The organism is Cycloclasticus sp. P1 (assembly GCF_000299965.1).
In the GTDB taxonomy this organism is placed as follows: Bacteria; Pseudomonadota; Gammaproteobacteria; order Methylococcales; family Cycloclasticaceae; genus Cycloclasticus; species Cycloclasticus pugetii.
Genome location: NC_018697.1, coordinates 1,907,582 through 1,931,920, shown reverse-complemented (window position 1 = coordinate 1,931,920; position 24,339 = coordinate 1,907,582). Strand labels below are relative to the sequence as shown.

28 protein-coding genes are annotated in these 24,339 nt (G+C 41.8%); 20 read left to right on the top strand and 8 right to left on the bottom strand.

The genetic code is table 11. The features are described from left to right. The first annotated feature begins 57 nt into the window (after nucleotides 1-57). Together Q91_RS09335 and Q91_RS09330 are read left to right on the top strand one after the other, a co-directional pair. On the top strand, nucleotides 58-525 hold the full coding sequence (locus tag Q91_RS09335) for a 4Fe-4S dicluster domain-containing protein (RefSeq protein ID WP_015006645.1): 468 nt from the start codon (nucleotides 58-60) through the stop codon (nucleotides 523-525). 202 nt (nucleotides 526-727) lie between these two features. After that, the gene (locus Q91_RS09330; RefSeq protein ID WP_015006644.1) at nucleotides 728-1,024 is read left to right on the top strand and encodes a hypothetical protein; all 297 of its coding nucleotides are present in this window, start codon (nucleotides 728-730) and stop codon (nucleotides 1,022-1,024) included. Here Q91_RS09330 and pyrE read toward each other — a convergent pair. The 6 genes from pyrE to Q91_RS09305 form a co-directional block, all read right to left on the bottom strand. Next, nucleotides 1,021-1,662, bottom strand: coding sequence for an orotate phosphoribosyltransferase (pyrE, locus tag Q91_RS09325; RefSeq protein WP_015006643.1), 642 nt, complete (start codon nucleotides 1,660-1,662; stop codon nucleotides 1,021-1,023). The genes Q91_RS09330 and pyrE overlap by 4 nt on opposite strands. A gap of 86 nt (nucleotides 1,663-1,748) precedes the next feature. Continuing rightward, nucleotides 1,749-1,946, bottom strand: a complete 198-nt coding sequence (locus Q91_RS11515; RefSeq protein ID WP_015006642.1) for a CPXCG motif-containing cysteine-rich protein — start codon at nucleotides 1,944-1,946, stop codon at nucleotides 1,749-1,751. Continuing rightward, nucleotides 1,943-3,094, bottom strand: a complete 1,152-nt coding sequence (gene hemW, locus Q91_RS09320; RefSeq protein ID WP_015006641.1) for a radical SAM family heme chaperone HemW — start codon at nucleotides 3,092-3,094, stop codon at nucleotides 1,943-1,945. The genes Q91_RS11515 and hemW overlap by 4 nt, the downstream gene beginning before the upstream one ends. Beyond that, entirely contained in the window at nucleotides 3,091-3,702 is a 612-nt protein-coding gene (locus Q91_RS09315; RefSeq protein ID WP_015006640.1) for an XTP/dITP diphosphatase, read from the bottom strand. Before Q91_RS09315 ends, hemW begins: the two co-directional genes overlap by 4 nt. After that, nucleotides 3,699-4,415: a ribonuclease PH gene (gene rph, locus Q91_RS09310; RefSeq protein ID WP_015006639.1), complete on the bottom strand. Its 717-nt coding sequence runs from the start codon at nucleotides 4,413-4,415 to the stop codon at nucleotides 3,699-3,701. Before rph ends, Q91_RS09315 begins: the two co-directional genes overlap by 4 nt. 103 nt (nucleotides 4,416-4,518) lie before the next feature. Then, the gene (locus Q91_RS09305) at nucleotides 4,519-5,430 is read right to left on the bottom strand and encodes a serine/threonine-protein kinase (RefSeq protein ID WP_015006638.1); all 912 of its coding nucleotides are present in this window, start codon (nucleotides 5,428-5,430) and stop codon (nucleotides 4,519-4,521) included. A 65-nt stretch (nucleotides 5,431-5,495) separates the two neighbouring features. On the opposite strand from Q91_RS09305, the gene Q91_RS09300 reads away from it, so the two are divergent. The 8 genes from Q91_RS09300 (at nucleotide 5,496) to ubiA (ending at nucleotide 13,574) form a co-directional block, all read left to right on the top strand. After that, nucleotides 5,496-6,362: a YicC/YloC family endoribonuclease gene (locus Q91_RS09300; RefSeq protein ID WP_015006637.1), complete on the top strand. Its 867-nt coding sequence runs from the start codon at nucleotides 5,496-5,498 to the stop codon at nucleotides 6,360-6,362. Between the two features lie 9 nt (nucleotides 6,363-6,371). Beyond that, complete coding sequence (gene gmk, locus Q91_RS09295; RefSeq protein WP_015006636.1) at nucleotides 6,372-6,989, top strand: guanylate kinase; 618 nt, start codon at nucleotides 6,372-6,374, stop codon at nucleotides 6,987-6,989. A 63-nt stretch (nucleotides 6,990-7,052) separates the two neighbouring features. Beyond that, nucleotides 7,053-7,325: a DNA-directed RNA polymerase subunit omega gene (gene rpoZ / locus Q91_RS09290; RefSeq protein ID WP_015006635.1), complete on the top strand. Its 273-nt coding sequence runs from the start codon at nucleotides 7,053-7,055 to the stop codon at nucleotides 7,323-7,325. A 119-nt stretch (nucleotides 7,326-7,444) separates the two neighbouring features. After that, nucleotides 7,445-9,607 (top strand): bifunctional (p)ppGpp synthetase/guanosine-3',5'-bis(diphosphate) 3'-pyrophosphohydrolase, encoded by a 2,163-nt coding sequence (locus Q91_RS09285; protein WP_015006634.1) that lies wholly within the window; start codon nucleotides 7,445-7,447, stop codon nucleotides 9,605-9,607. 10 nt (nucleotides 9,608-9,617) lie between these two features. Then, nucleotides 9,618-10,007 carry a RidA family protein gene (locus tag Q91_RS09280; protein WP_015006633.1) on the top strand — a complete coding sequence of 130 codons (390 nt, stop codon included), beginning with the start codon at nucleotides 9,618-9,620 and terminating at the stop codon, nucleotides 10,005-10,007. Between the two features lie 25 nt (nucleotides 10,008-10,032). Then, the gene (gene recG / locus Q91_RS09275; RefSeq protein ID WP_083856994.1) at nucleotides 10,033-12,117 is read left to right on the top strand and encodes an ATP-dependent DNA helicase RecG; all 2,085 of its coding nucleotides are present in this window, start codon (nucleotides 10,033-10,035) and stop codon (nucleotides 12,115-12,117) included. A 15-nt stretch (nucleotides 12,118-12,132) separates the two neighbouring features. Continuing rightward, nucleotides 12,133-12,687: a chorismate lyase gene (locus Q91_RS09270; RefSeq protein ID WP_236610537.1), complete on the top strand. Its 555-nt coding sequence runs from the start codon at nucleotides 12,133-12,135 to the stop codon at nucleotides 12,685-12,687. Then, nucleotides 12,687-13,574 (top strand): 4-hydroxybenzoate octaprenyltransferase, encoded by an 888-nt coding sequence (ubiA, locus tag Q91_RS09265; RefSeq protein ID WP_015006630.1) that lies wholly within the window; start codon nucleotides 12,687-12,689, stop codon nucleotides 13,572-13,574. Before Q91_RS09270 ends, ubiA begins: the two co-directional genes overlap by 1 nt. On the opposite strand, the gene Q91_RS09260 is transcribed toward ubiA, so the two are convergent. After that, nucleotides 13,571-14,284 carry a ComF family protein gene (locus tag Q91_RS09260; RefSeq protein WP_015006629.1) on the bottom strand — a complete coding sequence of 238 codons (714 nt, stop codon included), beginning with the start codon at nucleotides 14,282-14,284 and terminating at the stop codon, nucleotides 13,571-13,573. The genes ubiA and Q91_RS09260 overlap by 4 nt on opposite strands. A 56-nt stretch (nucleotides 14,285-14,340) precedes the next feature. On the opposite strand from Q91_RS09260, the gene bioB reads away from it, so the two are divergent. From bioB to Q91_RS09220, 8 genes are all read left to right on the top strand, one after another. Then, the gene (gene bioB / locus Q91_RS09255) at nucleotides 14,341-15,336 is read left to right on the top strand and encodes a biotin synthase BioB (protein WP_015006628.1); all 996 of its coding nucleotides are present in this window, start codon (nucleotides 14,341-14,343) and stop codon (nucleotides 15,334-15,336) included. Nucleotides 15,337-15,344: 8 nt separating this feature from the next. Further along, a complete protein-coding gene (bioF, locus tag Q91_RS09250; protein WP_015006627.1) occupies nucleotides 15,345-16,502 on the top strand; it encodes an 8-amino-7-oxononanoate synthase in 1,158 nt (385 codons plus the stop codon). 62 nt (nucleotides 16,503-16,564) lie between these two features. After that, nucleotides 16,565-17,281 carry an alpha/beta fold hydrolase gene (locus Q91_RS09245; protein WP_015006626.1) on the top strand — a complete coding sequence of 239 codons (717 nt, stop codon included), beginning with the start codon at nucleotides 16,565-16,567 and terminating at the stop codon, nucleotides 17,279-17,281. Then, nucleotides 17,278-18,093, top strand: a complete 816-nt coding sequence (gene bioC / locus Q91_RS09240; protein ID WP_015006625.1) for a malonyl-ACP O-methyltransferase BioC — start codon at nucleotides 17,278-17,280, stop codon at nucleotides 18,091-18,093. The genes Q91_RS09245 and bioC overlap by 4 nt, the downstream gene beginning before the upstream one ends. A 6-nt stretch (nucleotides 18,094-18,099) precedes the next feature. After that, a complete protein-coding gene (bioD, locus tag Q91_RS09235) occupies nucleotides 18,100-18,798 on the top strand; it encodes a dethiobiotin synthase (protein WP_015006624.1) in 699 nt (232 codons plus the stop codon). A gap of 406 nt (nucleotides 18,799-19,204) precedes the next feature. Further along, entirely contained in the window at nucleotides 19,205-20,056 is an 852-nt protein-coding gene (coxB, locus tag Q91_RS09230; protein ID WP_015006623.1) for a cytochrome c oxidase subunit II, read from the top strand. Between the two features lie 12 nt (nucleotides 20,057-20,068). Beyond that, nucleotides 20,069-21,649 carry a cytochrome c oxidase subunit I gene (gene ctaD, locus Q91_RS09225; protein WP_015006622.1) on the top strand — a complete coding sequence of 527 codons (1,581 nt, stop codon included), beginning with the start codon at nucleotides 20,069-20,071 and terminating at the stop codon, nucleotides 21,647-21,649. Between the two features lie 161 nt (nucleotides 21,650-21,810). Beyond that, the gene (locus Q91_RS09220) at nucleotides 21,811-22,674 is read left to right on the top strand and encodes a cytochrome c oxidase subunit 3 (protein ID WP_015006621.1); all 864 of its coding nucleotides are present in this window, start codon (nucleotides 21,811-21,813) and stop codon (nucleotides 22,672-22,674) included. 51 nt (nucleotides 22,675-22,725) lie between these two features. Here Q91_RS09220 and Q91_RS11860 read toward each other — a convergent pair whose 3' ends face one another. Continuing rightward, complete coding sequence (locus Q91_RS11860) at nucleotides 22,726-22,974, bottom strand: DUF2909 domain-containing protein (RefSeq protein ID WP_020162565.1); 249 nt, start codon at nucleotides 22,972-22,974, stop codon at nucleotides 22,726-22,728. A 124-nt stretch (nucleotides 22,975-23,098) separates the two neighbouring features. On the opposite strand from Q91_RS11860, the gene Q91_RS09215 reads away from it, so the two are divergent. Together Q91_RS09215 and Q91_RS09210 are read left to right on the top strand one after the other, a co-directional pair. Beyond that, nucleotides 23,099-23,764 (top strand): SURF1 family protein, encoded by a 666-nt coding sequence (locus tag Q91_RS09215; RefSeq protein ID WP_236886361.1) that lies wholly within the window; start codon nucleotides 23,099-23,101, stop codon nucleotides 23,762-23,764. Beyond that, nucleotides 23,757-24,335: a hypothetical protein gene (locus tag Q91_RS09210; RefSeq protein WP_015006618.1), complete on the top strand. Its 579-nt coding sequence runs from the start codon at nucleotides 23,757-23,759 to the stop codon at nucleotides 24,333-24,335. Before Q91_RS09215 ends, Q91_RS09210 begins: the two co-directional genes overlap by 8 nt. Nucleotides 24,336-24,339: the final 4 nt, after the last annotated feature.

Here is a 24,339-nt window from a genome sequence, read left to right as displayed (position 1 = left end):
CGGTATAAATTTTTTGTTAATGTTATTAAAAGTAAATAGAACCCACAGGAGGGTGTTATGCAGATGTCATTAGTTATTGACGCAAATAAATGTACGGGTTGTTTGCAGTGTGAAATGGCTTGTTCTTATGAAGGCGAGGGTGTTTTTAACCCAGCAAAATCCAGAATTAAAATCTTCCCATTTCATGAAGAAGGTATTTTTGTACCTTACACGTGTACCCAATGTGATGAAGCGTGGTGTATGCATGCTTGTCCTGTTGAAGCGATTCAGTTGAATAAAGAAACAGGCGCAAAAGAAATTGTTAATGATTTATGTGTTGGCTGTAAAGTTTGTACGATTGCCTGCCCATTCGGAACGGTTAACTATAATGCAGACAGTGGCAAAGTGATTAAATGTGATTTATGTGGCGGTGACCCAGAGTGTGCAAAAGCATGCCCAACGGATGCTATTACTTATCAAGATGCGAATTGGACTGGGTATGACAAAATGAAAGGTTATGCGGCGAAAGCGATGCCAGCAAAATAACGACTGACGTTATAAGATAAATGGCATTCATCGGCGTTTGATATCCATTAGCTGATCAAAGTGCTAATAGAAAGGGCGAGACAAAAGTCTCGCTTTTTTTATGCTTGATTTTAGCTTTAAAGGAACGTGTGATGAATCGAAAAGTTGCAACCTGAACAGCAAAGCCAGTGTTCTTTGAGTTGACAACAAGTGGGGCTGAATAATGAAACTATTTAAAAAAAAACAATTTACATTAGACATGGGGTTCTCGCGCAAAGAGTTTCTTTCATTGCTCGAGAACCAAAATAAGTTGGTTTATAAACGCGATGAAAACCTCATTATCTTTACAGTGGCTGATCAACAGGCGCGTCTTAGCTTAGGTCATGAGGGTACGCATAAAGTATCCTCTACGCGCCTACCAATGTTGCCCGTGAGCTTTGATTTTTCAACGATGGATGATGAAAAGCAAGCGCAGTTTATGGACGTGTTTTTGCTTAAGTTTCTTCGTGGTGGGGGCTAGCCAGTCCCGTAAGTTTCCTGATACTTAAGAATACTGTTTAAATGCTCAGGTTCAGCTGATTCTTTGAGGTAATCGATAATGTCTGCTAAGCCAATAATAGAAGCGACTTTAAAGCCATAGCTTTCTTCCACATCGTCGATTGCTGAGGTGTCGCCACGACCTTTTTCTTGCCGATTAAGCGCGATTAGAACACCGGATGCAGTCGCATTAGCTGATCGAATAATATCGACAGACTCTCTAACCGAGGTGCCGGCACTAATAACATCATCAACAATGATAGCGTTACCCTTCAGTTCTGAGCCGACTAACAAGCCACCTTCGCCGTGGTCTTTGACTTCTTTACGATTAAAAACATAGGGTATATCTTGATTTGACACCTCAGATAAGCCAATAGACACAGCGCAAACAAGTGGAATGCCTTTATAAGCGGGGCCATATAAAATATTGTAATCCATGCCAGAGTCTATCAAGGCATGTGCATAGAAATGCCCTAATTTTCGTAAACGATAGCCCGTGTTAAATAGCCCGGTGTTAAAAAAGTAAGGGCTAATTCGGCCAGACTTTAGGGTGAATTGTCCGAATTTGAGTGCGTTGCATTGCAGGGCGAATTCAATAAACTCGCGTTTGTAATTTTTCATGGTCTGATTATCTGGGTTAATGTTGGGCTATTTTATACTGAAAGGTGCTCTATTTCGTAGGAACGAAGCAATCTTTTGGCGCGATATTATTCTGAATCAGTTTGTGCAGTTAGGTTAACTTCTTGGCTGCTGATATCAATTTCTATGTTTAACTCAATCGGGCGGCAGCAGACACTGCAGTCCTCGACTGTTTGATGGTTGCCTTGAGAGGTGTCGATGAAGGTATCGATTCGTTCTCCGCAGTATGGACAACTGTAAGTTTTGTTAATCAGTAATTCGTTCATTCGCTGGGTAAAAAGTGTTCTACGGTATCATTTAGAAAGTTCCATCCTTGCTCGGTGCAGCGGTAGCTTGAAGCGTTCCGCTGTAATAATTTCTTGTTAACCAGTGAGTCTAAGATGGCTTGTATTTGGTAAGCGTTTTGATGTGTTTGTTGTTGATAGTGGTCAACTGTAAAGCCTGATTTTAAGCGCAAAGCATTCATCATGTATTCAAAAGGTAACTCAGCGTCTTTAACGATACTTTTTCCACCTATAACATCTTGAGTGCCCGCCAGCTTGATGTAGTCTCGAGGCAGTTTTTTTTTCCAATAGCGTGAGATAGTACCTTGTTCATCGGTTAACTTGCCATGTGCGCCCGCGCCGATTCCAATGTAGTCGCCAAATTGCCAATAATTTAGGTTATGACGAGACTGCTGCCCCTCGGCAGCATAGGCAGATACCTCGTATTGGTTAAGTTCGTTATCAATTTTTGTTTGACAGGCAACTTGCATATCCCAAATTAACTCATCATGCGGTAACGCTGGTGGGTGTTTATAAAATAAGGTGTTTTTTTCAAGGGTGAGTTGATAATGAGACAGGTGGCCTGTGTGGTAACTTAGTGCCATTTCAACGTCGTCAATGGCTTGTTGGATGTTCTGGCCGGGTAAGCCAAACATGAGGTCAAGATTGATTCTATTAAAACCAGCTTTTTGTGCTAGTTGGATGGCATTATGCGCTTGCTCAGCATCATGAACACGGCCCAGTTTTTTCAAATGTTCGTTATTAAAGCTTTGCACGCCAATGGATAGGCGGTTAATACCAATTGCGTGAAAGTCAGAAAATTTCTTGGCTTCGGCTGTACCAGGATTAGCTTCTAAGGTAATTTCAGTCTGTTTATTAATACCCAGCGCATTATCGGTTGCCTCTAGAATGCGGTGAATACTAGCAGCGGAAAAGAGGCTGGGTGTGCCGCCACCGATAAAGATACTTTTTAATGACTTATTGTTAACAGTTTCTATTTCGGTTGAGAGATCTTTTATCAGCGCGTTAACGTACAGTTCTTCGTTATAGTCGCCTTTTTTTTCATGTGAATTAAAGTCACAATAGGGGCATTTTTTAATGCACCAAGGGATATGAATATAGAGGCTATAATCTGTTGAGCCTTTTGTCATGCTTGCGTCGTGAAGTAATCAGAAATTTGAGGCATGAGTTGGTTCAATGCTTTGGCGCGATGACTGATTGTGTTTTTGATAGAGGGCGCTAGCTCAGCAGAGAGGCACTGGTGTTCAGGGGTAAAAAAAACGGGGTCATAGCCAAAACCATTATCGCCATTTTCTTGAAATGCGATACGCCCTTCCCAAACACCATGAGAGATCAAAGGGGAAGGGTCATTAGCATGTGCCATGAAAACCATCACGCAATGAAAGCGTGCTGTACGTTTTTCCTGAGCTACGTCGGCTAACGCATTGAGTAACTTTGCGGTATTTTTTTTATCGTTGCTGGGTAAGCCTGCATAACGGGCAGAATAGACGCCAGGCGCGCCATTAAGGGCATCAACTTCTAGTCCAGAGTCATCCGCAATGGCAGGTAAACCTGAAATTTTTGTTGCTTGTCTAGCCTTAATGATAGCGTTTTCAATAAACGTAGTGCCGGTTTCTTCGGCATCAGGCACATCAAAATGTGATTGTGAAACAATCTCAATGTTTTGATGTTTAAGCATCGCCTGAATTTCTGCTATTTTCCCTTTATTGCTGCTGGCCAGCACAAGTTGTTGGATCATTTTGCTAAGGCGTCACGCTGTTGCTGCATTAATTCGCTAATGCCAGATGCGGCAAGGTTTAACATTTCATCCAGTTCTTCACGACGGAAAGCATGCCCTTCCGCAGTGCCTTGAACTTCGATGAAGGCACCTGCTTCATTCATAATGACATTCATGTCAGTTTCCGCTTCGGAATCTTCGGGGTAGTCTAAGTCTAGTACTGGCACGCCGTTGAAAATGCCTACAGAGACAGCAGCAATTTGACCATGGATTGGGTTTTTCTTGATTTTTTTCTCATCGAGTAATTTTTCAATAGCCAATGACAAAGCAATAAAACTCCCCGTAATAGAGGCGGTGCGTGTCCCGCCATCTGCTTGAAGAACATCGCAGTCGATAGTGATCGTGTAGCCATCTAGTGCGTTTAGATCAACGGCGGCACGCAAAGAACGACCTATGAGACGTTGAATTTCTTGTGTGCGACCGCTTTGTTTGCCGCGCGCAGCTTCGCGACCCATACGGCTGTGTGTTGAACGCGGAAGCATGCCGTACTCAGCAGTGACCCAGCCTTGACCTTTGTCTTTTAAAAACCTTGGTACACGGCTTTCAACCGAAGCGGTGCATAGGACTTGGGTGTCACCACAGGCAATTAATACAGACCCTTCGGCGTGAATCGTAAAGTTGGTTGTTATTTTTACTTCGCGAAGTTGGTCAGGGTTACGTCCACTGGGTCTCATGTTTTTTCCTATGATAATAATATTGAATGACGGGCAACGTTGAAAATGCCACGTTTGATAATATGCGCATTATAGGCCAGAAAAATCACTTTATCTGACTGAATTAAGAATTCTGGCGGTAGTTTATGATATTCAATAAGTCGTCGATGGACTGGGGCCTTTTAGAGGGTGACATTTGCATGGCCCAGTCGATAGCGTAAAGAATATTTTCATTAATTTGCTTCTTATAAAGACGGTGGGCCGATTGCCTTTTTTCAATAGCGACAACGTCTGATGAGCTTATAGGGGCGGTTCTATCTAAACAAGTGCGCATGCTAGCGCCTATTGCATAGCAATCACTCCAAGGGCCTAATGTTTTGCTTTGCTCGTGTTGTTCTGGTGCAGCGTAACCCTTTGTCATGCTATGTGAATTTAGCTGTTGTTGGTTTTTGTAAGACAGTGCTGAACCAAAATCGAGGATGAGAGGGTTGCATGAGGGTCTTAATAGAATGTTATCGGGTTTAATATCGAGATGAAGTACCCCTCTGTTATGCATGTTTTTAATACATCGCATTACGGGTAGAAAAACGTCCAGTAAAAACTCAGTGGTCGCGATATTTGTTGAATCTTTTAACCAATTTCCAAGGGTTATACCGTAGTCATAATTCATCACTAAGTAAGCGGTATTATTGCAGAGGAAAAAATTAAGCACGCTAACAATGTTTGGGTGTTTGATGGTTGTTAATAAGGTGGCTTCTTTCATAAATAACTGGCGGCCACGTTGGAATAAGTTTAGTGCCGCCGAGTCAATAGGCATGACAGCGTTGCCATCGCGTCTAGTTAGGTGTTTAGGCTTGTATTCTTTGATAGCAACTTGTTGCTGATCTTTTAGTTGGCGAGCTAAATAGACGGTGCTGAAACCGCCTTGTGCAATGACGCGTTCGATAATATATTCATCAACAACAGTGCCAGAGGGTAAGGTCTCGGTATGATTTGTTGTTGCGTGTGCAGGAAGTGAGAAGGTGTTTTTTGTCATCAGGGTATTAATCTTTTTAAAAACAGCCTAATATTTATTGTTTAACGTTAAGTATAGGCGACAAAATGATAAGAAGTATGACTGCTTTTGCAAGTAGTGAGTGTGAAGTTGAAGGATACACGTTGATTTGGGAGATTCGGTCAGTTAATCATCGTTATTTAGATGTTTCACCTCGGTTGCCTGAAATATTTCGTACGATTGAACCATTAGTTCGTGAGGCAGTTGGCAAGCGGCTAAAGCGTGGCAAAGTTGATTGTAACTTGGTTTACAGAAAACAAAAGCAAGGCGAAGAAAGCATTGAAATAAATCAAGCACGCTTGAAGCAGTTGCTAACAGCAACCTCGAAGATCGAAACGAATATGGAACAGTTTCAGAAGCTGTCTGCGTTAGATATTTTACGTTGGCCGGGTGTGCAAGCAGAGGTAAGGGAGGACTTAGAGCCGGTGCATGATGGTGCGATGTTATTATTAAATCAAGCGTTAGAGCAATTGATTGACTCGCGTGAACGAGAAGGCGCCAATATATTGGAAATGGTTGATTCGCGTTGTGAGCTGATTCAAGAACAAATGGACATAGCTAAAACACGGTTACCAGAAGTGCAGGGCTTACTGCGTGAAAAGCTAGAAAAGAAAATTAAGGACTTGATGGATGAGCCTGAGCAAGCAAGGCTTGAGCAAGAACTCGTTTATTTTTTACAAAAAATGGATGTTGAAGAAGAGCTAGATAGGCTTGAGTCACATGTTAAGGAAGTACGTAGGATTTTGCACCAAGAAGAACCGGTTGGACGACGGTTAGATTTTTTGATGCAAGAACTTAATCGAGAAGCGAATACCTTGGGATCAAAGTCGGCAGATATCCAAACAACGAATGTTTCTGTTGAGTTAAAAGTTCTGATAGAACAAATGCGAGAACAAATTCAAAACATAGAATAAAGGACAAAAGTGACGAGAACAGGGCAATTATTTATCGTATCTGCACCCTCGGGGGCTGGTAAAACAAGTTTAGTGAAGGCGTTATTAGAGACACTCTCAGATATTGAGGTGTCTGTTTCAAGTACAACGAGAGCACCACGGTCAGGTGAGGTGAGTGGTATTGATTATCACTTTATCAGCGAGGAAGGCTTTCAACAGGTTGTTGCGCAAGATGGCTTTTTAGAATACGCGACTGTTTTTGGCAATTCATATGGAACGTCCAAGCGCTTAGTTGATGAAAAGTTAGCACAAGGGGTGGATATTATTCTAGAGATTGACTGGCAAGGGGCGCAACAAGTTCGCCGTGTGATGAAGGATAGCTGTTCAATATTTATTTTGCCACCGTCCAAACAGGTTCTCGAGGAAAGGTTGCGAGGACGTGGGTTAGATAGCGACGAGGTTATCAATAAACGAATGCGTACAGCAGTGGATGAAATGGTGCATCATGAAGAATATGATTTCTTGGTGGTCAATGATGATTTTGAAGTGGCTTTGGACGAGCTAGCCATGATTGTAAAGACTCAACGATTAGCCATGAAAAGGGGAAAACTCACCCACTCGGCTTTGATTAATCAGTTGCTTAATTAATTATTTAAAAATATAGTATAATGTTCGACTATTCAAATTATTTCATATTTAAAAGGGGTTCAAATGGCACGTGTAACAGTTTCTGACTGTCTTGAAAAATTAGACAACCGTTTTGAGTTGGTTTTATTAGCTTCAAGACGTGCGCGCCAGATAATGGATGGTGCTGATTCAAGCCTTGAGCTTGAAAATGATAAACCAACTGTTCTTGCTCTGAGAGAAATCGCAGCCGGTCATATCACCGAAGAAGCGTTGGACTTGGTTGATAATCCACCGATTGAAGAGCTGTTTATTGAAGACGCTGATTCAACTGAGCAAGTGACTGTTGAAGAAAACTAAGGTTGGCCAACTAAAAAATTAGAAACGCTGCCTATTCGCCAATAGAGTTTTGGTGATAGACTCAAATGCTCATGATGCTCTCATGGGCATTTTTTATGTGAAAAAGAAAATAATTGTAGATGGATGTAGAAAAAGAAAACGTTGAATTGCCGCAAACGGCCTTGTTAGCAGAGCTAATGTCAGTGTTGTCTGAGTACTTATCGCAGGAGCAATTGGATCAGGTTCATCAGGCGTACCAAGTGGCCAGTGAAGCACATGCTGGACAATACCGATTGAGTGGTGAAGATTATATTTGTCACCCAGTGTCTGTCGCACTCATTTTAAGTCATATGAAAATGGATGTTGACTGCATTATGGCTGCCATAATGCATGATCTTCTTGAAGATACAGACACGACCTATGAGGAATTGGCCTCGTTATTTAATGATGATGTTGCTGGCCTTGTTGATGCAGTGAGTAAACTCACAAAAATCAACTTTAAAACTCGTGAAGAAGCGCAGGCTGAAAATATGCGCAAAATGTTTTTGGCAATGGCAAAAGATTTGCGAGTGATTATTATTAAATTAGCTGACCGTTTGCATAATATGCGAACAATTAAGGTGATGAAACCCGCTAGCAGACGGAGGATTGCCAAAGAAACATTAGATATTTATGCGCCTATTGCACATCGGCTAGGGATGCATGAGTTTCGGCTTGAATTAGAAGACCTTAGTTTTGAAGCAATGTTCCCTCGTCGCAGAGCGATTATCAATAAAAGTATTAAAAAAGCTCGAGGCAACCGAAAAGAGGTCGTCGATAAAGTAGAGAAATTACTGGTAGAAAAGTTTTTAGACACCGACTTTCCGGGCGTTATTTACGGGCGTGAAAAGAACTTATACAGCGTTTATCGAAAAATGAAACGGCAAAACATACCCTTTAACGAAGTGTTTGATGTGTATGCCTTTAGGGTGATTGTCGAGACAATTGAGCAATGCTATCAAGCCTTAGGCTTGCTGCATAATTTATTCAAACCGGTACCGGGTCGGTTTAAAGATTACATCGCTTTGCCAAAAACGAATGGTTATCAGTCATTACATACCGTATTAGTTGGGCCCTTTGGAGTGCCAATAGAGCTTCAAATTAGAACCTTAGAAATGGATCGTTTGGCTGAGTCAGGGATTGCCGCACATTGGCTTTATAAAACAACAGATGTTGCGCATGATGCAAAAGTGAGAGCGCATGAATGGTTAAGGAACCTGTTAGAAACGCAAAAGGGTTCTGATGACTCGTTTGAGTTTATTGATACGTTAAAGGTGGATCTGTTTCCGACAGAAATTTTTGTGTTCTCGCCGAAAGGCAAAATTGTTAAATTGCCTAAAGGCTCTACGGCGGTTGATTTTGCCTTTGCGGTTCATACCGATATTGGTATGGCGTGTGCTGGCGTGAAGATAAATAGAATAATGGAGCCGTTGCACACAGTGCTTAGAAATGGCCAAACTATTGAAATTATGACCAGTGATTTCGCAGTCTGTAACCCCAATTGGTTAAATTTTGTTGTAACCAACAAAGCAAGGCACGCTATTCGAAATCACCTTAAAGAATTTAAAGAGCGTGATGCTATTCGTCTTGGTGGTCAACTGTTGAATGCAGAGTTTAAAAGTGTCGGCTTAAATTTTGATGATGTTGACCCTGAACAATTACAAAAGTTTTTAAGCGAACAGCAAATTGGTTCGCTTGATGCCTTATTGATGGATTTGGGCTTTGGTAATCGAATGCCTTTGTTGGTTGCGCAACATTTAATTGCAGCAGCTGGGGATGAAGACTCCTTCATCGACATTGCCAAGGGTAAGCAAGCAACAGCCACGCTTAATATCCACGGTGCAGATGGGATGCTGATTAATTTGGGTACCTGCTGTAGGCCAATTCCAGGCGATAAAATTATTGGTTTTTTTAACCCTGGGCGTGGTGTGGTGGTACATCGGGTGCATTGTAAAAACACACGGGAATATAAACGCAAACACAAAAATTGGTTAAGTGTTCAGTGGGCCAATATTGTGGAAGGCGAGTTTAGTTCCGATATAGGCTTAGAGTTAAAGAATGAGCGGGGTGTTTTAGCAGAGATTGCGTCAATATTATCATCGTATGATTGTAATATTGAAAACATCAAAATAGCCTCACGTTCTGCAGATGCTTCTAGTGATGTTTTTACCATAACGGTACGGGATAGGAAGCATTTAGCAAGGGTGATGCGTCGTTTACATGCACTTGCATCGGTTATAAAAATAGCACGAATTAGGAACTAAGGAGGGCGCTTTGCAAAAAACAGTCATTCATACAGATTTAGCACCAGATGCTATCGGCACTTATTCGCAGGCGATTAAGGTGGACCAAACGGTTTATTTATCCGGTCAAATTCCACTATTGCCAGAAACTATGGTGCTGGTTAGCGGCGGCATTGAAGAGCAAATTGAACAAGTATTAAAAAACTTAACCGCTGTGGCACAAGCGGCAGGCGGTGGTTTGGCAGATATTGTAAAACTAAATATTTATCTAACTGATATGGCGGACTTTCCGGTGGTCAATGAAAAAATGGCGGCCCACTTTTCGCAGCCCTACCCAGCACGAGCGGCAATAGGCGTGGCTGAATTACCAAAAAATAGTCGTGTCGAAATGGACGCTGTCATGGTATTGGTTGACGATTAATACTATTGCATAGAAGGCTGTCATAGTGGTGGATAGTTATTTGGATGATTTGCCCATAACTTACCTTAAAGGTGTTGGCGAAAAAGTAGCCGAAAAATTAAGTCGGCTAGGGATCGTGAGTGTTGCAGATATCTTGTTTCATTTGCCATTTCGTTATGAAGACAGAAGCAAGGTGGTTGCGATAGGCTCGTTGAAAACAGGGGAGTCGTCTTTATTTGAAGGTCAAGTTGAGTTAGCAGAGGTGGTTTTTAGGGGGCGACGCTCTTTGCTCGTTCGCTTGAGTGATGGGACGGGCTTTGTCACATTACGTTTTTTTCACTTTTCAAACAGTCAAAAACAAGCTATGCAGCGTGGTCAGTGGCTACGTTGTTTTGGTGATATTAAATCTTATAGTAAACAAGGGGTTGCTGATGTGGTCCACCCTGAATATCAGCTGATTAATGAAGCGCAACGCGGTGAAATTCAAGAAGGTTTGCTTGCGGTTTACCCAGTAACAGATGGCTTACATCAAGCATCATTTAGGAAACTGATAAGGCAGGCTTTTTTGCTCCTTCAACAAGGGATGGGCATTCGTGATTGTTTGCCGCAGTCCATGTTGAGTCAACGCGGTCTGCCTACGTTAGTAGACAGTTTGCAGCAATTACACTACCCAGACACAATGCCAAGCTTGGATGCCAGTCAGCGACCGGCATTTAAACGCTTAATATTTGAAGAATTACTGGCTCATCACCTTAGTTTAAGTCGGTTAAAAAAAGGCGTTCGTTGTGATGTTGCGCCGAGTTTTAAATCGACTGGGGAAAGTCGACAGCGTTTTTTAACATCATTGGGTTTTGAGCTGACTAATGCACAAAACCGAGTGATTCAAGAAATATTGTCAGATCTGGCACGTTCACACCCGATGCAACGTTTATTACAAGGGGATGTTGGTTCAGGGAAAACAGTGGTTGCAGCGTGTGCTGCCTTAGCAGCTACAGAGGCGGGGTATCAGGTAGCAATGATGGCACCAACAGAACTATTAGCAGAGCAACATTTCAAAAACTTCCAATTGTGGCTAAAAGATCTAGGTGTTCAAGTGGATTGGCTTGTTGGGCAACATAAGGGTAAAACATACGAGTCAATTACTGCCGATATTGCCGAAGGTCGGTCTAACATCGTAATTGGCACACAAGCCTTGTTTCAAAAAAAAGTAATCTTTGCAAACCTAGGTCTAGTCATTATTGATGAACAGCATCGGTTTGGTGTGCATCAACGATTAGCGTTACGCGATAAAGGAGCGAAGACAGGGGTTTATCCGCATCAGTTGGTGATGACAGCAACCCCCATTCCAAGAACCCTAGCAATGTTAGGGTATGCAGATTTAGATTTGTCGATTATTAACGAGCTACCACCCGGGCGAACACCAGTGACCACGGCGGTGCTTCCGGTCTCTAAAAGAGAACAAATTATTGAGCGAATTGAAAAAGGGGTTGAGGATGGCCGGCAAGTGTATTGGGTTTGTACGCTGGTTGAAGAGTCGGAGGCTTTACAGTGTCAGGCAGCTGAAGTAGCGGCTGATTTGCTGCGAGAGTGTTTACCAAGGTTGAAAATTGGCTTGGTACATGGTCGGATGAAAGCACAAGAAAAGCAGACTGTGATGATGCAATTTAAGCAGCAAGCATTACAGGTTCTGGTGGCGACAACGGTTATTGAAGTAGGTGTTGATGTGCCTAACGCAAGTCTAATGGTCATTGAAAATGCCGAACGTTTGGGCTTGGCGCAACTACATCAACTGCGAGGTAGGGTCGGCAGGGGGCAACGAGAAAGTCATTGTGTGCTGATGTATAAGGCGCCGTTGTCAAAAAACGCCAGTGAGCGGTTATCAATTATGCGTGAAACAACGGATGGCTTTAAAATTGCCGAAAAAGACATGCAATTGCGTGGTCCAGGGGAAATATTAGGTCAGCGACAGGCTGGTTTTATGCGGTTTAAAGTGGCTGACTTAGTGCGAGATGCTGAGTTGTTAGATCAAGTGGCACTGTCTGCGGAGGAGGTTTTGCGAATACAGCCGGAGTTAGTTGAGCCATTAGTTCACCGTTGGATAGCGAATTCAGTAGAATATGCGCAAGTTTAATTGAGTCAGGCTGTGTTGAAGAACATTAATAACTTTTTCCTACAAGAACCCGTATGGCGTGCGTTAAGCCGATGGCCAATACACTCGATGCCGCAACAGGTGGTAGACTGGTTATTAGAGCCTAATTCACTTACTGTGCGAATGAAAAATACATTTGATGAGCCTTTTAGTGTCAATGTGTTAGGGCAAGGACTGGCAAAACCTTTATTGGCGGATGCCCGCTATTTAAATCAGCGCCCGTATCGGTATGCGCTTATTCGTGAGGTGCAGCTGAATATTAATAATCAACCGTTTGTATTTGCACGGACCACTTTGCCAAGAAAAGCGGCCCATCACTTGCAAGAATTAACACACCTAGGGGACAAACCGCTGGGCGAAGTCATTTTTAGTGACCCAAGGTTAAAAAGAGTAGGGCTTGACCTGGCTAAAATTGGCTGCCATCAGTTAAACCTACAAACTCAAAAAATGCTTGAAGGTCAGCCGCATATCTGGGCACGTCGTAATGCTTATCAGCTTAATAAACACGTGTTTTTGGTTAGCGAGTTTTTTTTACCAGCTTTGTTTAATTAATGATGAAATTAGAATTAAAAAAAGAAAACATTGAGGCGTATTGGCGTTTAACACGCATGCATAAGCCAATTGGTAGCCTATTATTACTTTGGCCGATGTATTGGGCGCTTTGGATCGCCAGTAATGGCAAGCCGGATATTCTGGTTTTGATCGTGTTTACGTTGGGCGTGGTGTTGATGCGTTCGGCTGGCTGTGTGATTAACGATTATGCAGATAGAAAACTTGACCCGCATGTGTTGCGAACAAAAGATCGACCGCTAGCCTTAGGGCAAGTAGAGCCCACTGAAGCATTGCAATTATTTTTTGTTTTGGTTTTTGCGTCGTCGCTGTTGGTGTTACTGATGAACATGCTGACAATTTATTTATCATTGGGTGCTGTTTTTTTAGCCTCGTTGTATCCCTTTATGAAACGCCATACTCATTTGCCGCAAATATTCTTAGGCATGGCATTTGGCTGGGCCGTTCCTATGATTTTTGCTGCTCAAACAAATACTGTGCCTGCGATGGCTTGGCTGATCTTTACCGCTACAGTGATATGGGCAGTGATCTACGATACGATGTACGCAATGGTTGACCGTGATGATGATTTAAAAATTGGGGTTAAATCTACGGCCATTTTGTTCGGTGATTTGGATAAAGTATTGATTGGTTTTTTCCAGTTATTATTTTTTATAGCGTTGATTATGATTGGGCAAAAAGCAGATTTGGGCAGCCTTTATTTTACAGCCGTCTTCATTGCGTTTTTACTGTCTATTTACCATCAGTATTTGATCAAAGATCGAGATCGCTCAAAGTGTATGGCGGCGTTTTTAAATAATAACTGGCTCGGTTTAATCGTTTTTGTAGGTATAGCTGCGGACTATGCAGTAAAAGGTATTGTTGCTTAAGCCCGAGCAAAAGCCCAAATTTCAACCTGTTGCACTCCTTTTTTCTTCAGCGTTTTGGCAATTTCGTTTGCTGTCGATCCAGTCGTGACCACGTCATCAATAACAGCGATGGATCTAAGTTCTATTGATGGCTCATAGCAAAAAGCATTTTTTAAGTTTTTTCGACGTTCGCTGGCTTTAAGGCTGGTTTGGCTCGTGCTATTAATGATTCGAGTCAGGTCGGGCGAAACCAGAGGAATGTTGAGCTCTTTATGTATATGTTGAGCGATAAGTTCTGCTTGGTTAAACCCTCGTTCTTTTAGGCGTTTTGGGTGTAGTGGAACAGCTATTAGGGCGTCAGGTAGTTTTTCGAGAGTTTTGAAGTGCTGCCCCATTAAGTGCCCGATGGTTCTTGCGCAACTGTGTTTTGCTTGAAATTTTAATGATTTAATTAAAAATTGTGCAATACCTTCGTATCGGTATAACGAAAACACATGGTCAAAACAGGGTGGCCTTTGTAGGCAGCGGCCACAAATGGATGATACAGCGCTGAGCTCTATATTGCAGACTGGGCATGCGTGTGTTGATGGTTTTAGTTCTTGTAGGCATTCAGTGCATAGGTCTAATGCATTATGCCCTGGCTGATCACAAATAAAACAAGTGGGCGGGTAAAGGTTAAATTGGATAATATTTGACCAGTTGTCCATTTTTGTATAAATTAATTTTGACAACTTTTTAACCTAATGTACCATTGTCAATTTATATCCAGTTGAAAAGGTATTTTTGAATGAGCATAGCATCAGAAGCGATTGGCGAGCAAAAAAAAGCTGCCGTTAATATAGTTAGGAACACGTGGCCGTTAAAGAAAATTCAAGCACTGTTTGATTTGCCATTCAACGATTTGCTTTTTAAAGCGCACACTATCCACCGTGAGAATTTTGACCCAAATGCGGTTCAAATTAGCACCTTATTGAGTATTAAAACGGGCGCATGCCCTGAAGACTGCTCCTATTGCCCACAAAGTGTTCGTTACGATACGGGGCTGGAAAAAGAAGCATTAATGGAAATTAGAGCAGTTGTTGATGCGGCTAAAGAAGCTAAAGCGAATGGTGCAAGCCGATTTTGCATGGGGGCGGCATGGCGTAGCCCTAAAGATCGTGATTTAAATAAAGTCACCAAAATGGTTGAAGAGGTAAAAGCCTTGGGAATGGAAACCTGTGTTACCTTGGGAATGTTGGAAGATGGCCAAGCGCAACAGTTAAAAGACGCTGGGCTAGATTATTACAATCATAATATTGATACGTCAGAAGACTACTATAAAGAGGTGATTACGACGCGAACCTATCAAGATCGCTTAGATACGATTGATACGGTTCGAAATGCCGGCATTAACGTGTGTAGCGGCGGAATTGTCGGCATGGGTGAGGCCAGTGATGACCGAGCAAAGATGTTGCAAACATTAGCGAACATGGAGCATCCGCCAGAAAGCGTACCGATTAATAAATTAGTGCAAGTAAAAGGAACGCCATTAGACGGTGCCGAGGCGATAGACTCGCTTGAATTTATAAAAACGATCGCAGTGGCTCGAATTTTAATGCCAACTTCTCAAGTCAGGTTGTCTGCTGGTCGTTCTGATATGACCGATGAAATGCAGGCGATGTGTTTCTTTGCAGGCGCAAACTCCATTTTTTACGGTGATCAACTGTTAACCACAGAAAATCCAGAAGAAAGTGCAGACCATCAATTGTTTAAGCGATTAGGTATTTATCCTGCAACGGTGTAGTTTTTTGTATGGACCCTTGGGAGTTAGCAACAAAGCTCGATGACTTAAAGCGTCTGCAGCGCTATCGCTTGCGCAAAACAATTGAAAGTCCTCAAGGTGCAAGTGTTCAAATGGCCGGGCAAATGTTCGATAACTTTTCGAGCAATGACTACCTGGGGTTAGCAAATCATCCGTCGGTTATTAAAGCATTTCAACAAGCTGCTGAACGTTACGGTGTTGGAAGTGGTTCTGCGCATTTGATTTGTGGCCATAGTGCCGAACATCATGCGCTTGAGGAAGAACTGGCAGAATTTACCGGGCGTGATCGTGCGTTGATTTTTTCAACTGGCTATATGGCAAATCTAGGCGCAATATCGGCAATGGCTCATAAAGGCGATGAGATTTTCCAAGATAAACTTAATCATGCATCGCTGATTGATGGCGGAAGACTTTCTGGTGCTCAGGTTAAACGGTTTGTTCATGGTGATATGGGGCAGTTAAAGCAATTGCTCGAAGGCTCATCAACTCGCAGAAAGTTGGTCGTTAGTGATGGCGTGTTTAGTATGGACGGTGATGAAGCCAACATGCAGGGCTTGGTTGGTCTAACGGAAACCTCAAATGCAATGTTGATGATTGATGATGCGCATGGGCTAGGGGTGTTGGGTGAAAAAGGTGGTGGATTGTTGGAAGCATGCGACTTAAATCAGCAACAAGTCCCCATTTTGATGGCGACGTTAGGCAAGGGCTTGGGAACATCAGGGGCTTTTGTTGCAGGTAGTGAAGAACTTATCGAAACGTTGATACAGCAAGCGCGTACCTACGTTTTTACCACTGCAATGCCGTCAGCGGTAATGGCAGCCACCAGACAAAGTTTAAAAATTTGCCAACAAGAAACATGGCGCAGAGAAAAGTTACGGCATTTGGTCGCTAGGTTTAGGAAAGGCGCCGAGCAATTAGGGCTTAACTTGATGCCTTCGCAGACACCTATCCAGCCGATTATTCTTGGTAGTAATGAGGCGGTCATGGCTGCGGGTGAGTATTTAAAAGAGAAAGGTATTTTAGTGGGCGCTATTCGTTATCCAGCGGTTAAAAAAGCGAGTGAGCGGCTAAGAATTACGTTATCGGCAACCCATACGGACTCACAAGTTGATAATTTACTGCTGGGTTTGGAGGAATTGTTCTGTTAACAGCATTAAATATACAAGAATCGGGTGAAGGGCCAAATCTTGTGTTAGTACATGGCTGGGCCATGAATAACTTGGTTTGGAATAATTGGTTAGCTCTTTTGGAGCAGTCCTTTCGTGTTTTTTGTGTTGAGTTGCCGGGGCACGGAAACAGCGAGTATAACGAGCCATGGCAGATGAGTGACTTGCTGGAGATGATGGCGGCACAATTACCTCAGCAGTGTAGTTTTTTGGGGTGGTCGTTAGGTGGATTGGTTGCTTTGGCTTATGCAAATCACTTCCCGAAGCGTGTTAATCGGCTTGTCATGCTGGCGAGCACACCAAAATTCGTACAATCTGCCGACTGGCAGCCTGCCCAATCTAAAGCAGTATTTGATGTTTTTTCTAGTCACTTGAAAAGAAAGCCGCTGCCGACAATGAAACGCTTTGTTAAATTGCAAACAGGCGGTGGTGAACCATCTCAAACAATCGAGAGGTTTCTAAAGTCGGTGTTACAGGTGCGCAGTGAAACATCAACAAAAGGATTGATTAGCGGTTTGGATATTTTATCTCAGGCTGACTATCGGCTTGCGTTAAAAAAACTAAACTGTCCGACTATGCTGTTGCTTGGGGAGAAGGATCAATTGGTGCCAGTTGAGGTAGCAGATGAGTTCGTACAAATTAATCCTCGTGTTGCTGTGTGTGTCATAGAGGGCGCCACACATGTTCCTTTTTTGTCACACCCGAATGAGGTATCACAAGAGTTAGTACGATTTATGTCTGCTGGAGATAGGGAGTTATGAGCGTTGGCGGGTTTCAAAAAGTTACTTATAGTAAAGAAATGGTGCGTCAATCATTCGACTCAGCGTCACAAAACTATAACGAACATACCTCTCTTCAACGGCTGATTGGTGATCACTTACTTTTACACAAAAAAGCTCAAAATCATGCGAATCAAAGTGTTCTTGATATTGGCGCTGGAACGGGCTATTTAACCAAGAAATTATTTGAGTTAAATGAAGTGAAGGATGTGTATGCTTTAGATATTGCAATTGGTATGTTGAAGCATGCACGCCATTATTTAGGGACTTTGCAGGCGAAAGGCGTTATATGTGCCGATGCTGAAAAGTTACCACTGAATGATGGCGTTATGGATGTGATTTATTCTAATCTGGCATTTCAATGGTGTGAAAACTTGGAGAAAGTGTTTGCTCAAGCACATAGGGTGTTACAGCCGAAAGGTTTGTTTGTGTTCAGCACATTTGGGCCTGCAACATTGACTGAGTTAAAAAGCTCATGGCAGCAAAGTGATAAGGCGGTACACGTTAATTCGTTTGTGGGTGAAGAAGTGATTCGGCAAGCGCTTCAACGTGCTGGTTTTTACGACATAACGATACTGACGGATAATATTGTGAATTATTACTCATCACCAAAACAATTGATGGTAAGCCTGAAAGGGATGGGAGCACACAATATGAATCAAGGACGACGGCTTGGTTTAACAGGTGTTAAATCATTTAAGGCTATGCTCAAAGTGTATGAAAGTTTACGAACAGAGCAAGGGGTCCCTGCCACTTTTCAGGCAGTTTATGTTTATGCTAAAAAAAGTGAGTAAAGTTTAATGTTAAAGAGTTTTTTTATTACGGGTACCGATACGGATGTTGGAAAAACTTATGTCGCGGCTGCCTTAATAAGGGGTTTAGCAGAGCGTCAGTTGACGGTGTCTGGTTTTAAGCCGGTTGCTGCTGGTGCTACATGGCAGGATGGTCAATTTAAAAATGAAGACGCAATTGATTTAATGCGGGAATCTACGGCAGGGCTCGGCTATTCGGATGTAAACCCTTATTGTTTTGAACCAGCCATAGCACCGCACATTGCGGCGGAACAAGAAAACGTGGTCATTAACTTGCCAGCCATTGAGGCGGTTTACGCAAAACATAAGTTGGCAGCTGATATGGTGATAGTGGAGGGAGCCGGAGGTTGGATGGTTCCGCTAAATGATCAGCTTGGTTTTGATGATTTGGCGTTAGCGCTTAATGCTCCGGTTATTCTAGTCGTTGGTTTAAAGCTTGGGTGTATTAATCATGCGTTATTGACCGAGGCTGCAATTTTGAACAAGGGGTGTCGGATTGCAGGTTGGATCGGTAATGACCTAAACGGTCAGTTTATGGAGATAAATGAAAATATACGGACATTAAAGCAGCGAATGAAATCTAAATTTATAGGCAATATTGAATATCAACCAGATAAAGACAAAAAGAGTGCTGTGGATCAAAGAAAGATAAAGGGTCTACTTGATTATTTGATTGAATTTCGTTAAATTGCGAGGCCATACTGTCTTATGCTTGGATAGATGAAAATTAATGGGTTAAGTCGGTAGAAGTCATTGATAGAATGCCTGACACTAACACTCAGATTTTCATGGGTATTCTGAAAATACTATATATTTTTAATTGATTTTACTTTGTATATCTTTAAGTGAGTGAAGGAGAACTAACTCACTCGGATAAAAGTAAAATCGTTAGTTGTTAAATAAATATTACTGGAGACGTCACTATATAACTGACGCCCAGAGACCTTGTCTTACAAGGTAGTAACATTAAATTGAGGTCGGATGCTTTTGTAACTAAAAGTAAACGAAAAGTTGGTGATGCGACATTTGAAAATGCTAATCGTGTCAATATCAAATTAGTTTTGAAAGATAAAAAATAAGGGAGGCAGTTTCTGTGATTAAACTAAAGCAACTTTTTGCTGGTGGCACTGTATTGACGTTGATGTCAGGCATCGCCCAAGCGGACTATGGGTTGAATTTACCGGTGGGTGTAACTGAGACGAGCAAGCAAGTTCATGATTTGCATATGTTGATCCTATGGGTCTGTGTAGCGATTGGCGTGGTTGTTTTTGGTGCGATGATTTATTCGATGATTTATCACCGTAAATCACGCGGTGCAGTGGCATCACAGTTTCATGAAAGCATGGCGGCAGAATTGGTGTGGACAATTATTCCATTCATCATTCTGATTGTTATGGCTATTCCAGCGACGAAAGTGTTGATTGAAATGCATGACACGTCTGAAGCTGATATGAAAATCAAAGTAACCGGCTACCAGTGGAAATGGCGTTATGAGTATGTCGGTGAAGGCGTAGACTTCTTTAGCACATTAGATGTTGCCAGTAACGAAGCACGTCAAGTTGGTTCAGAAATTGATCCAGCCACTGTTGAGAATTACTTGTTAAATGTCGACAACCCATTGGTGCTGCCTGTGGGCAAAAAAGTAAGTTTCTTATTAACAGCAAGTGATGTTATCCACTCTTGGTGGGTACCAGATTTTGGCTGGAAGAAAGATGCGATCCCTGGTTATATTAATGAAGCTTGGGTTGTAGTGGATAAACCAGGTATTTACCGAGGTCAATGTGCTGAGTTATGTGGTCGTGACCATGGTTTTATGCCTATCGTTGTTGAAGTCAAATCTGAAGAAGATTATGCAGCGTGGTTAGCCGAACAGAAATCAGGGGTTAAGGGAGCGAAAATAGCAGCACTTGACGCGCTTAATCCAAGAGACTTAAAAGATAATTAGGAGATTCAGATAATGGCGACTGTTATAGATTCACATGATGATCACCACGATCATGGTCCAGCAAAAGGCTTTATGCGTTGGGTAACAACAACAAACCATAAAGACATTGGCACACTGTATTTAGTATTTGCACTAGTGATGTTTATGGTTGGTGGTGCAATGGCAATGGTTATACGCTTGGAATTATTTCAACCAGGTTTACAATTTATTGATCCAGGCTTCTTTAATCAAATGACAACTGTTCATGCTTTAGTCATGATTTTTGGTGCTGTTATGCCGGCTTTTGTGGGTTTAGCCAATTGGATGTTGCCCATTATGATTGGCGGCCCTGATATGGCATTACCTAGGATGAATAACTGGAGTTTTTGGATACTACCTTTTGCATTTACAATGCTATTGGCAACATTCTTTATGGATGGTGGTGCGCCAGCAGGTGGCTGGACTATGTACCCACCGTTAGTACTACAAGGTGGTAACGGCTTTCCATTTATGATTTTTGCGATTCATATGATGGGTATTTCATCTGTGATGGGCGCTATAAACGTTATTGTTACCATCCTTAATATGCGTGCTCCTGGCATGACATTGATGAAAATGCCTTTATTTGTATGGACTTGGTTCATTACAGCCTATTTATTAATTGCCGTAATGCCTGTGTTAGCAGGGGCAATCACAATGCTTTTGACAGATCGCTTTTACGATACAACGTTCTTTAGTGCAACGGGTGGTGGTGATCCTGTGTTGTTCCAGCATATTTTCTGGTTCTTTGGTCATCCAGAAGTGTATATTTTGATTTTGCCAGCTTTTGGTATCATTTCTGCGATTATTCCAACGTTTGCTCGTAAGCCTCTATTTGGTTACAGCTCAATGGTATACGCGACCTCGTCGATCGCATTCCTTTCATTTATTGTTTGGGCGCATCACATGTTCACAGTGGGCTTGCCGCTGCAAGGTGAATTGTTTTTCATGTACGCAACGATGTTGATTGCGGTACCAACAGGGGTGAAAGTGTTTAACTGGATTTCCACTATGTGGAAAGGCTCGATGACATTTGAAACACCCATGTTATTTGCGATTGGTTTTGTCATTATGTTTACGATTGGTGGGTTCTCAGGCTTAATGTTGGCGATTGCCCCTGCTGATTTTCAATACCATGACACCTATTTTGTTGTCGCTCATTTCCATTACGTATTGGTGACCGGTGCGGTGTATTCAATCATGGCATCTGTTTATTATTGGATTCCAAAGTGGACAGGCAATATGTATAGCGAAAAATTGGGCCAATGGCACTTTTGGCTATCTACGATATCTGTGAATGTATTGTTCTTCCCTCAACACTTTTTAGGGCTTGCTGGAATGCCTCGTCGTATTCCTGATTACTCAGTTCAGTTTGCAGAATTTAATATGTGGTCGAGTATTGGTGGTTTTGCCTTTGGCCTGTCGCAAGTATTTTTCTGCTTCATTGTTTATAAAACAATCAAAGGCGGGGAAAAAGCAACGGATCAAGTTTGGGAAGGGGCTGAAGGTCTTGAATGGACATTGCCTTCTCCAGCGCCGTATCATAGTTTTTCAACGGCACCTGAAATTAAATAAAGGTATGAGCGTCTAGCTTAAGGGCTAGACGCATTATTAATATGAAAGAACAACGCAAAAAAAAATTAATCACAGTGGCTATTTTGGTCGCTATGGCATTAAGCTTTTATATAGGTTCTTTTATGTTCCTTACAGAATAAATAATTAGAATAGGTAAATTTATGTCTTCTGAAAACGCGTATTACGTACCTCACGATGCCAAATGGCCGATTATTGGCTCTATTGGTTTGATGTTATTTTTTGGTGGTTTTGCTGCCGAGCTAAATAATGCACCTTCTGCATCTATTATCATGACGGTAGGTTTTTTAGTCTTGGTTTATATGATGTTTGGGTGGTTCGGCGAAGTTATTAATGAAAGTGAATCGGGTGCTTATAAAAGCAATGAAGATGCTTCTTTTCGTGGCGGCATGGTTTGGTTTATCTTTTCTGAAGTAATGTTTTTTGCCGCATTCTTTGGTGCTTTGTATTATATTCGAACATTTTCAGTGCCTTGGATAGGCGGCGAAGGCTCAGGAGCGAGTACCAATGAATATATTTGGGATGGCTTTGAGGCGATGTGGCCAACAAATGGACCAGCAAATGTAGGTGGTGAATATGAGAAAATGGGCCCATGGGGTTTGCCAGCGATCAACACACTTATTCTGTTAACAAGTGGTGTGACGGTGACTTGGGCACATTGGGGTTTAATTGCTAATAAACGTAAACAGCTTATTATCGGATTGGCGTTAACGGTTATTTTGGGCTTCGTATTCGTTGCTTTACAGGCCCTTGAATACAGTCACGGTTATAATGACTTGAACTTAACCATGGCTTCGGGCGTTTATGGCTCTACTTTTTATATGTTGACTGGTTTCCATGGGTTTCATGTATCAATGGGTGCTATTATCCTCGCAGTTATCCTTTTTCGTAGTATGAAGGGACACTTCACGCCAGAAAATCATTTTGCTTTTGAAGCAGCGGCTTGGTATTGGCACTTTGTTGACGTGGTTTGGTTGGGACTATTTGTCTTTGTCTATTGGCTATAGAGACTGAGGTTTATTTAAAAAAGGCGCTACAAGATAGCGCCTTTTTTATTGTCATTGATTTAATGGTTGTTGATTACTTTGCTGGGTGGGTATGGCAGCATGAGGCTTAATAAAGCCAAGATAAGAAAATAATAATAATGAAATGAATAGCGTTAATGATAGGCCAATTCGTAGTGCGAGTGACTTCACCACTTCTTTAGGGGAAGATTTTCTACGAGACAAATGGTAGAAAGCTTTAAAGAGGCTGTAAATAATGACGCATAATGTAAAAACAATTAGGTATTTAATGAAGGGGTTCATTGCATATTTCTCAAATTATAATGTTCCTATTGTCATTTAAACTTAGTGTAAAGACTAACAATATTTTATTATGCAATTCAAAGCGAATATATATTTAACAATACTTGCCATATTGGTTTTGTTATTGCTTCTAAGTTTGGGTAATTGGCAGCTTAATAGAGCTCAAGAAAAGCAAGATATATTAGATTTGCAGTCCATCAGAATGAACATGGAGTCTGTTGAGTTGTCAACGTTGCAGTTGAGAGCTAATAAAGGCTTACGTTACTGGCCAGTTAAGGCAACTGGTTTGTTAGACACAGATCAACAAATTTTAATAGATAATCAAGTGAAAGATGGTCGACAGGGCTACTTTGTATTAACACCTTTAAAATTAAATGCTTCAGAAGCAATTTTATTGAATCGAGGGTGGGTGCCTGCTGGACCGACTAGAGATATTTTACCAAATGTCAGTTTACCGGCTAATGGGGTTACAATTAGTGGGAAACTAGATCATTTCCCCAGTGTTGGTATAAAGCTAGATGGAGCAGATACACTGTCTAATGGTTGGCCTTCGGTAACGCAATTAATTGATGTCGATAAGGTGTCGGAACGCTTAGGTTATACTGTTTTGCCATATCAACTGTTATTAAACCAACAAGAACCTAATGGCTATGATCGTCGTTGGGTTCCAATGAAGATGGGCCCACAAAAACACCATGGCTACGCATTTCAATGGTTTGCTTTAGCGACGGCTTGGGTCATTATTTATTTTGTATTAACCATAAAACTAGGTAGAAAAAAGAATGGATAACGTCATTAAAAATAGACTTAAACTTATATTTATTGCAAGTATGTTTGCTGTGCCAGTTTTAACGGCCTGGCTATTGTTCAATAATCCACAATGGCTTGACGGTGGCAGTACTAAAAACTATGGTGAATTAATTGTACCAGCAATACCTTCTGAATTAAGTGACTACTTTGTTGGTTCAGAAGATGAGATCAAGGACTTGAAGGGGCGATGGGTTCTTGTGCATATTGATACGGATGGGGAGTGTTCTGAATTGTGTGAACAGTCTGTTCATATTGTTCAACAACTGCACGTATTGTTAAACAAAGATGCGAAGCGATTAAAAAGAGTATATTTAGACAAATCCGAACATCAAGATAATGTGTTTCTTTCACAGGCTCCTGAGTTGTTTGTTTTACGTTGGAGTGATCAGCATCTTGCAAAGTTACAAGCTAATGTTAAAAACATCAACGATGGTGATATGTTGCTGTTGGATCCTCTTGGGAACATCATGATGAAATATTCGCAAGACGCAGACCCATATGGTATTCAAAAAGACCTTAAACTTTTATTTAAGGCCTCCCAAATAGGTTAATAAC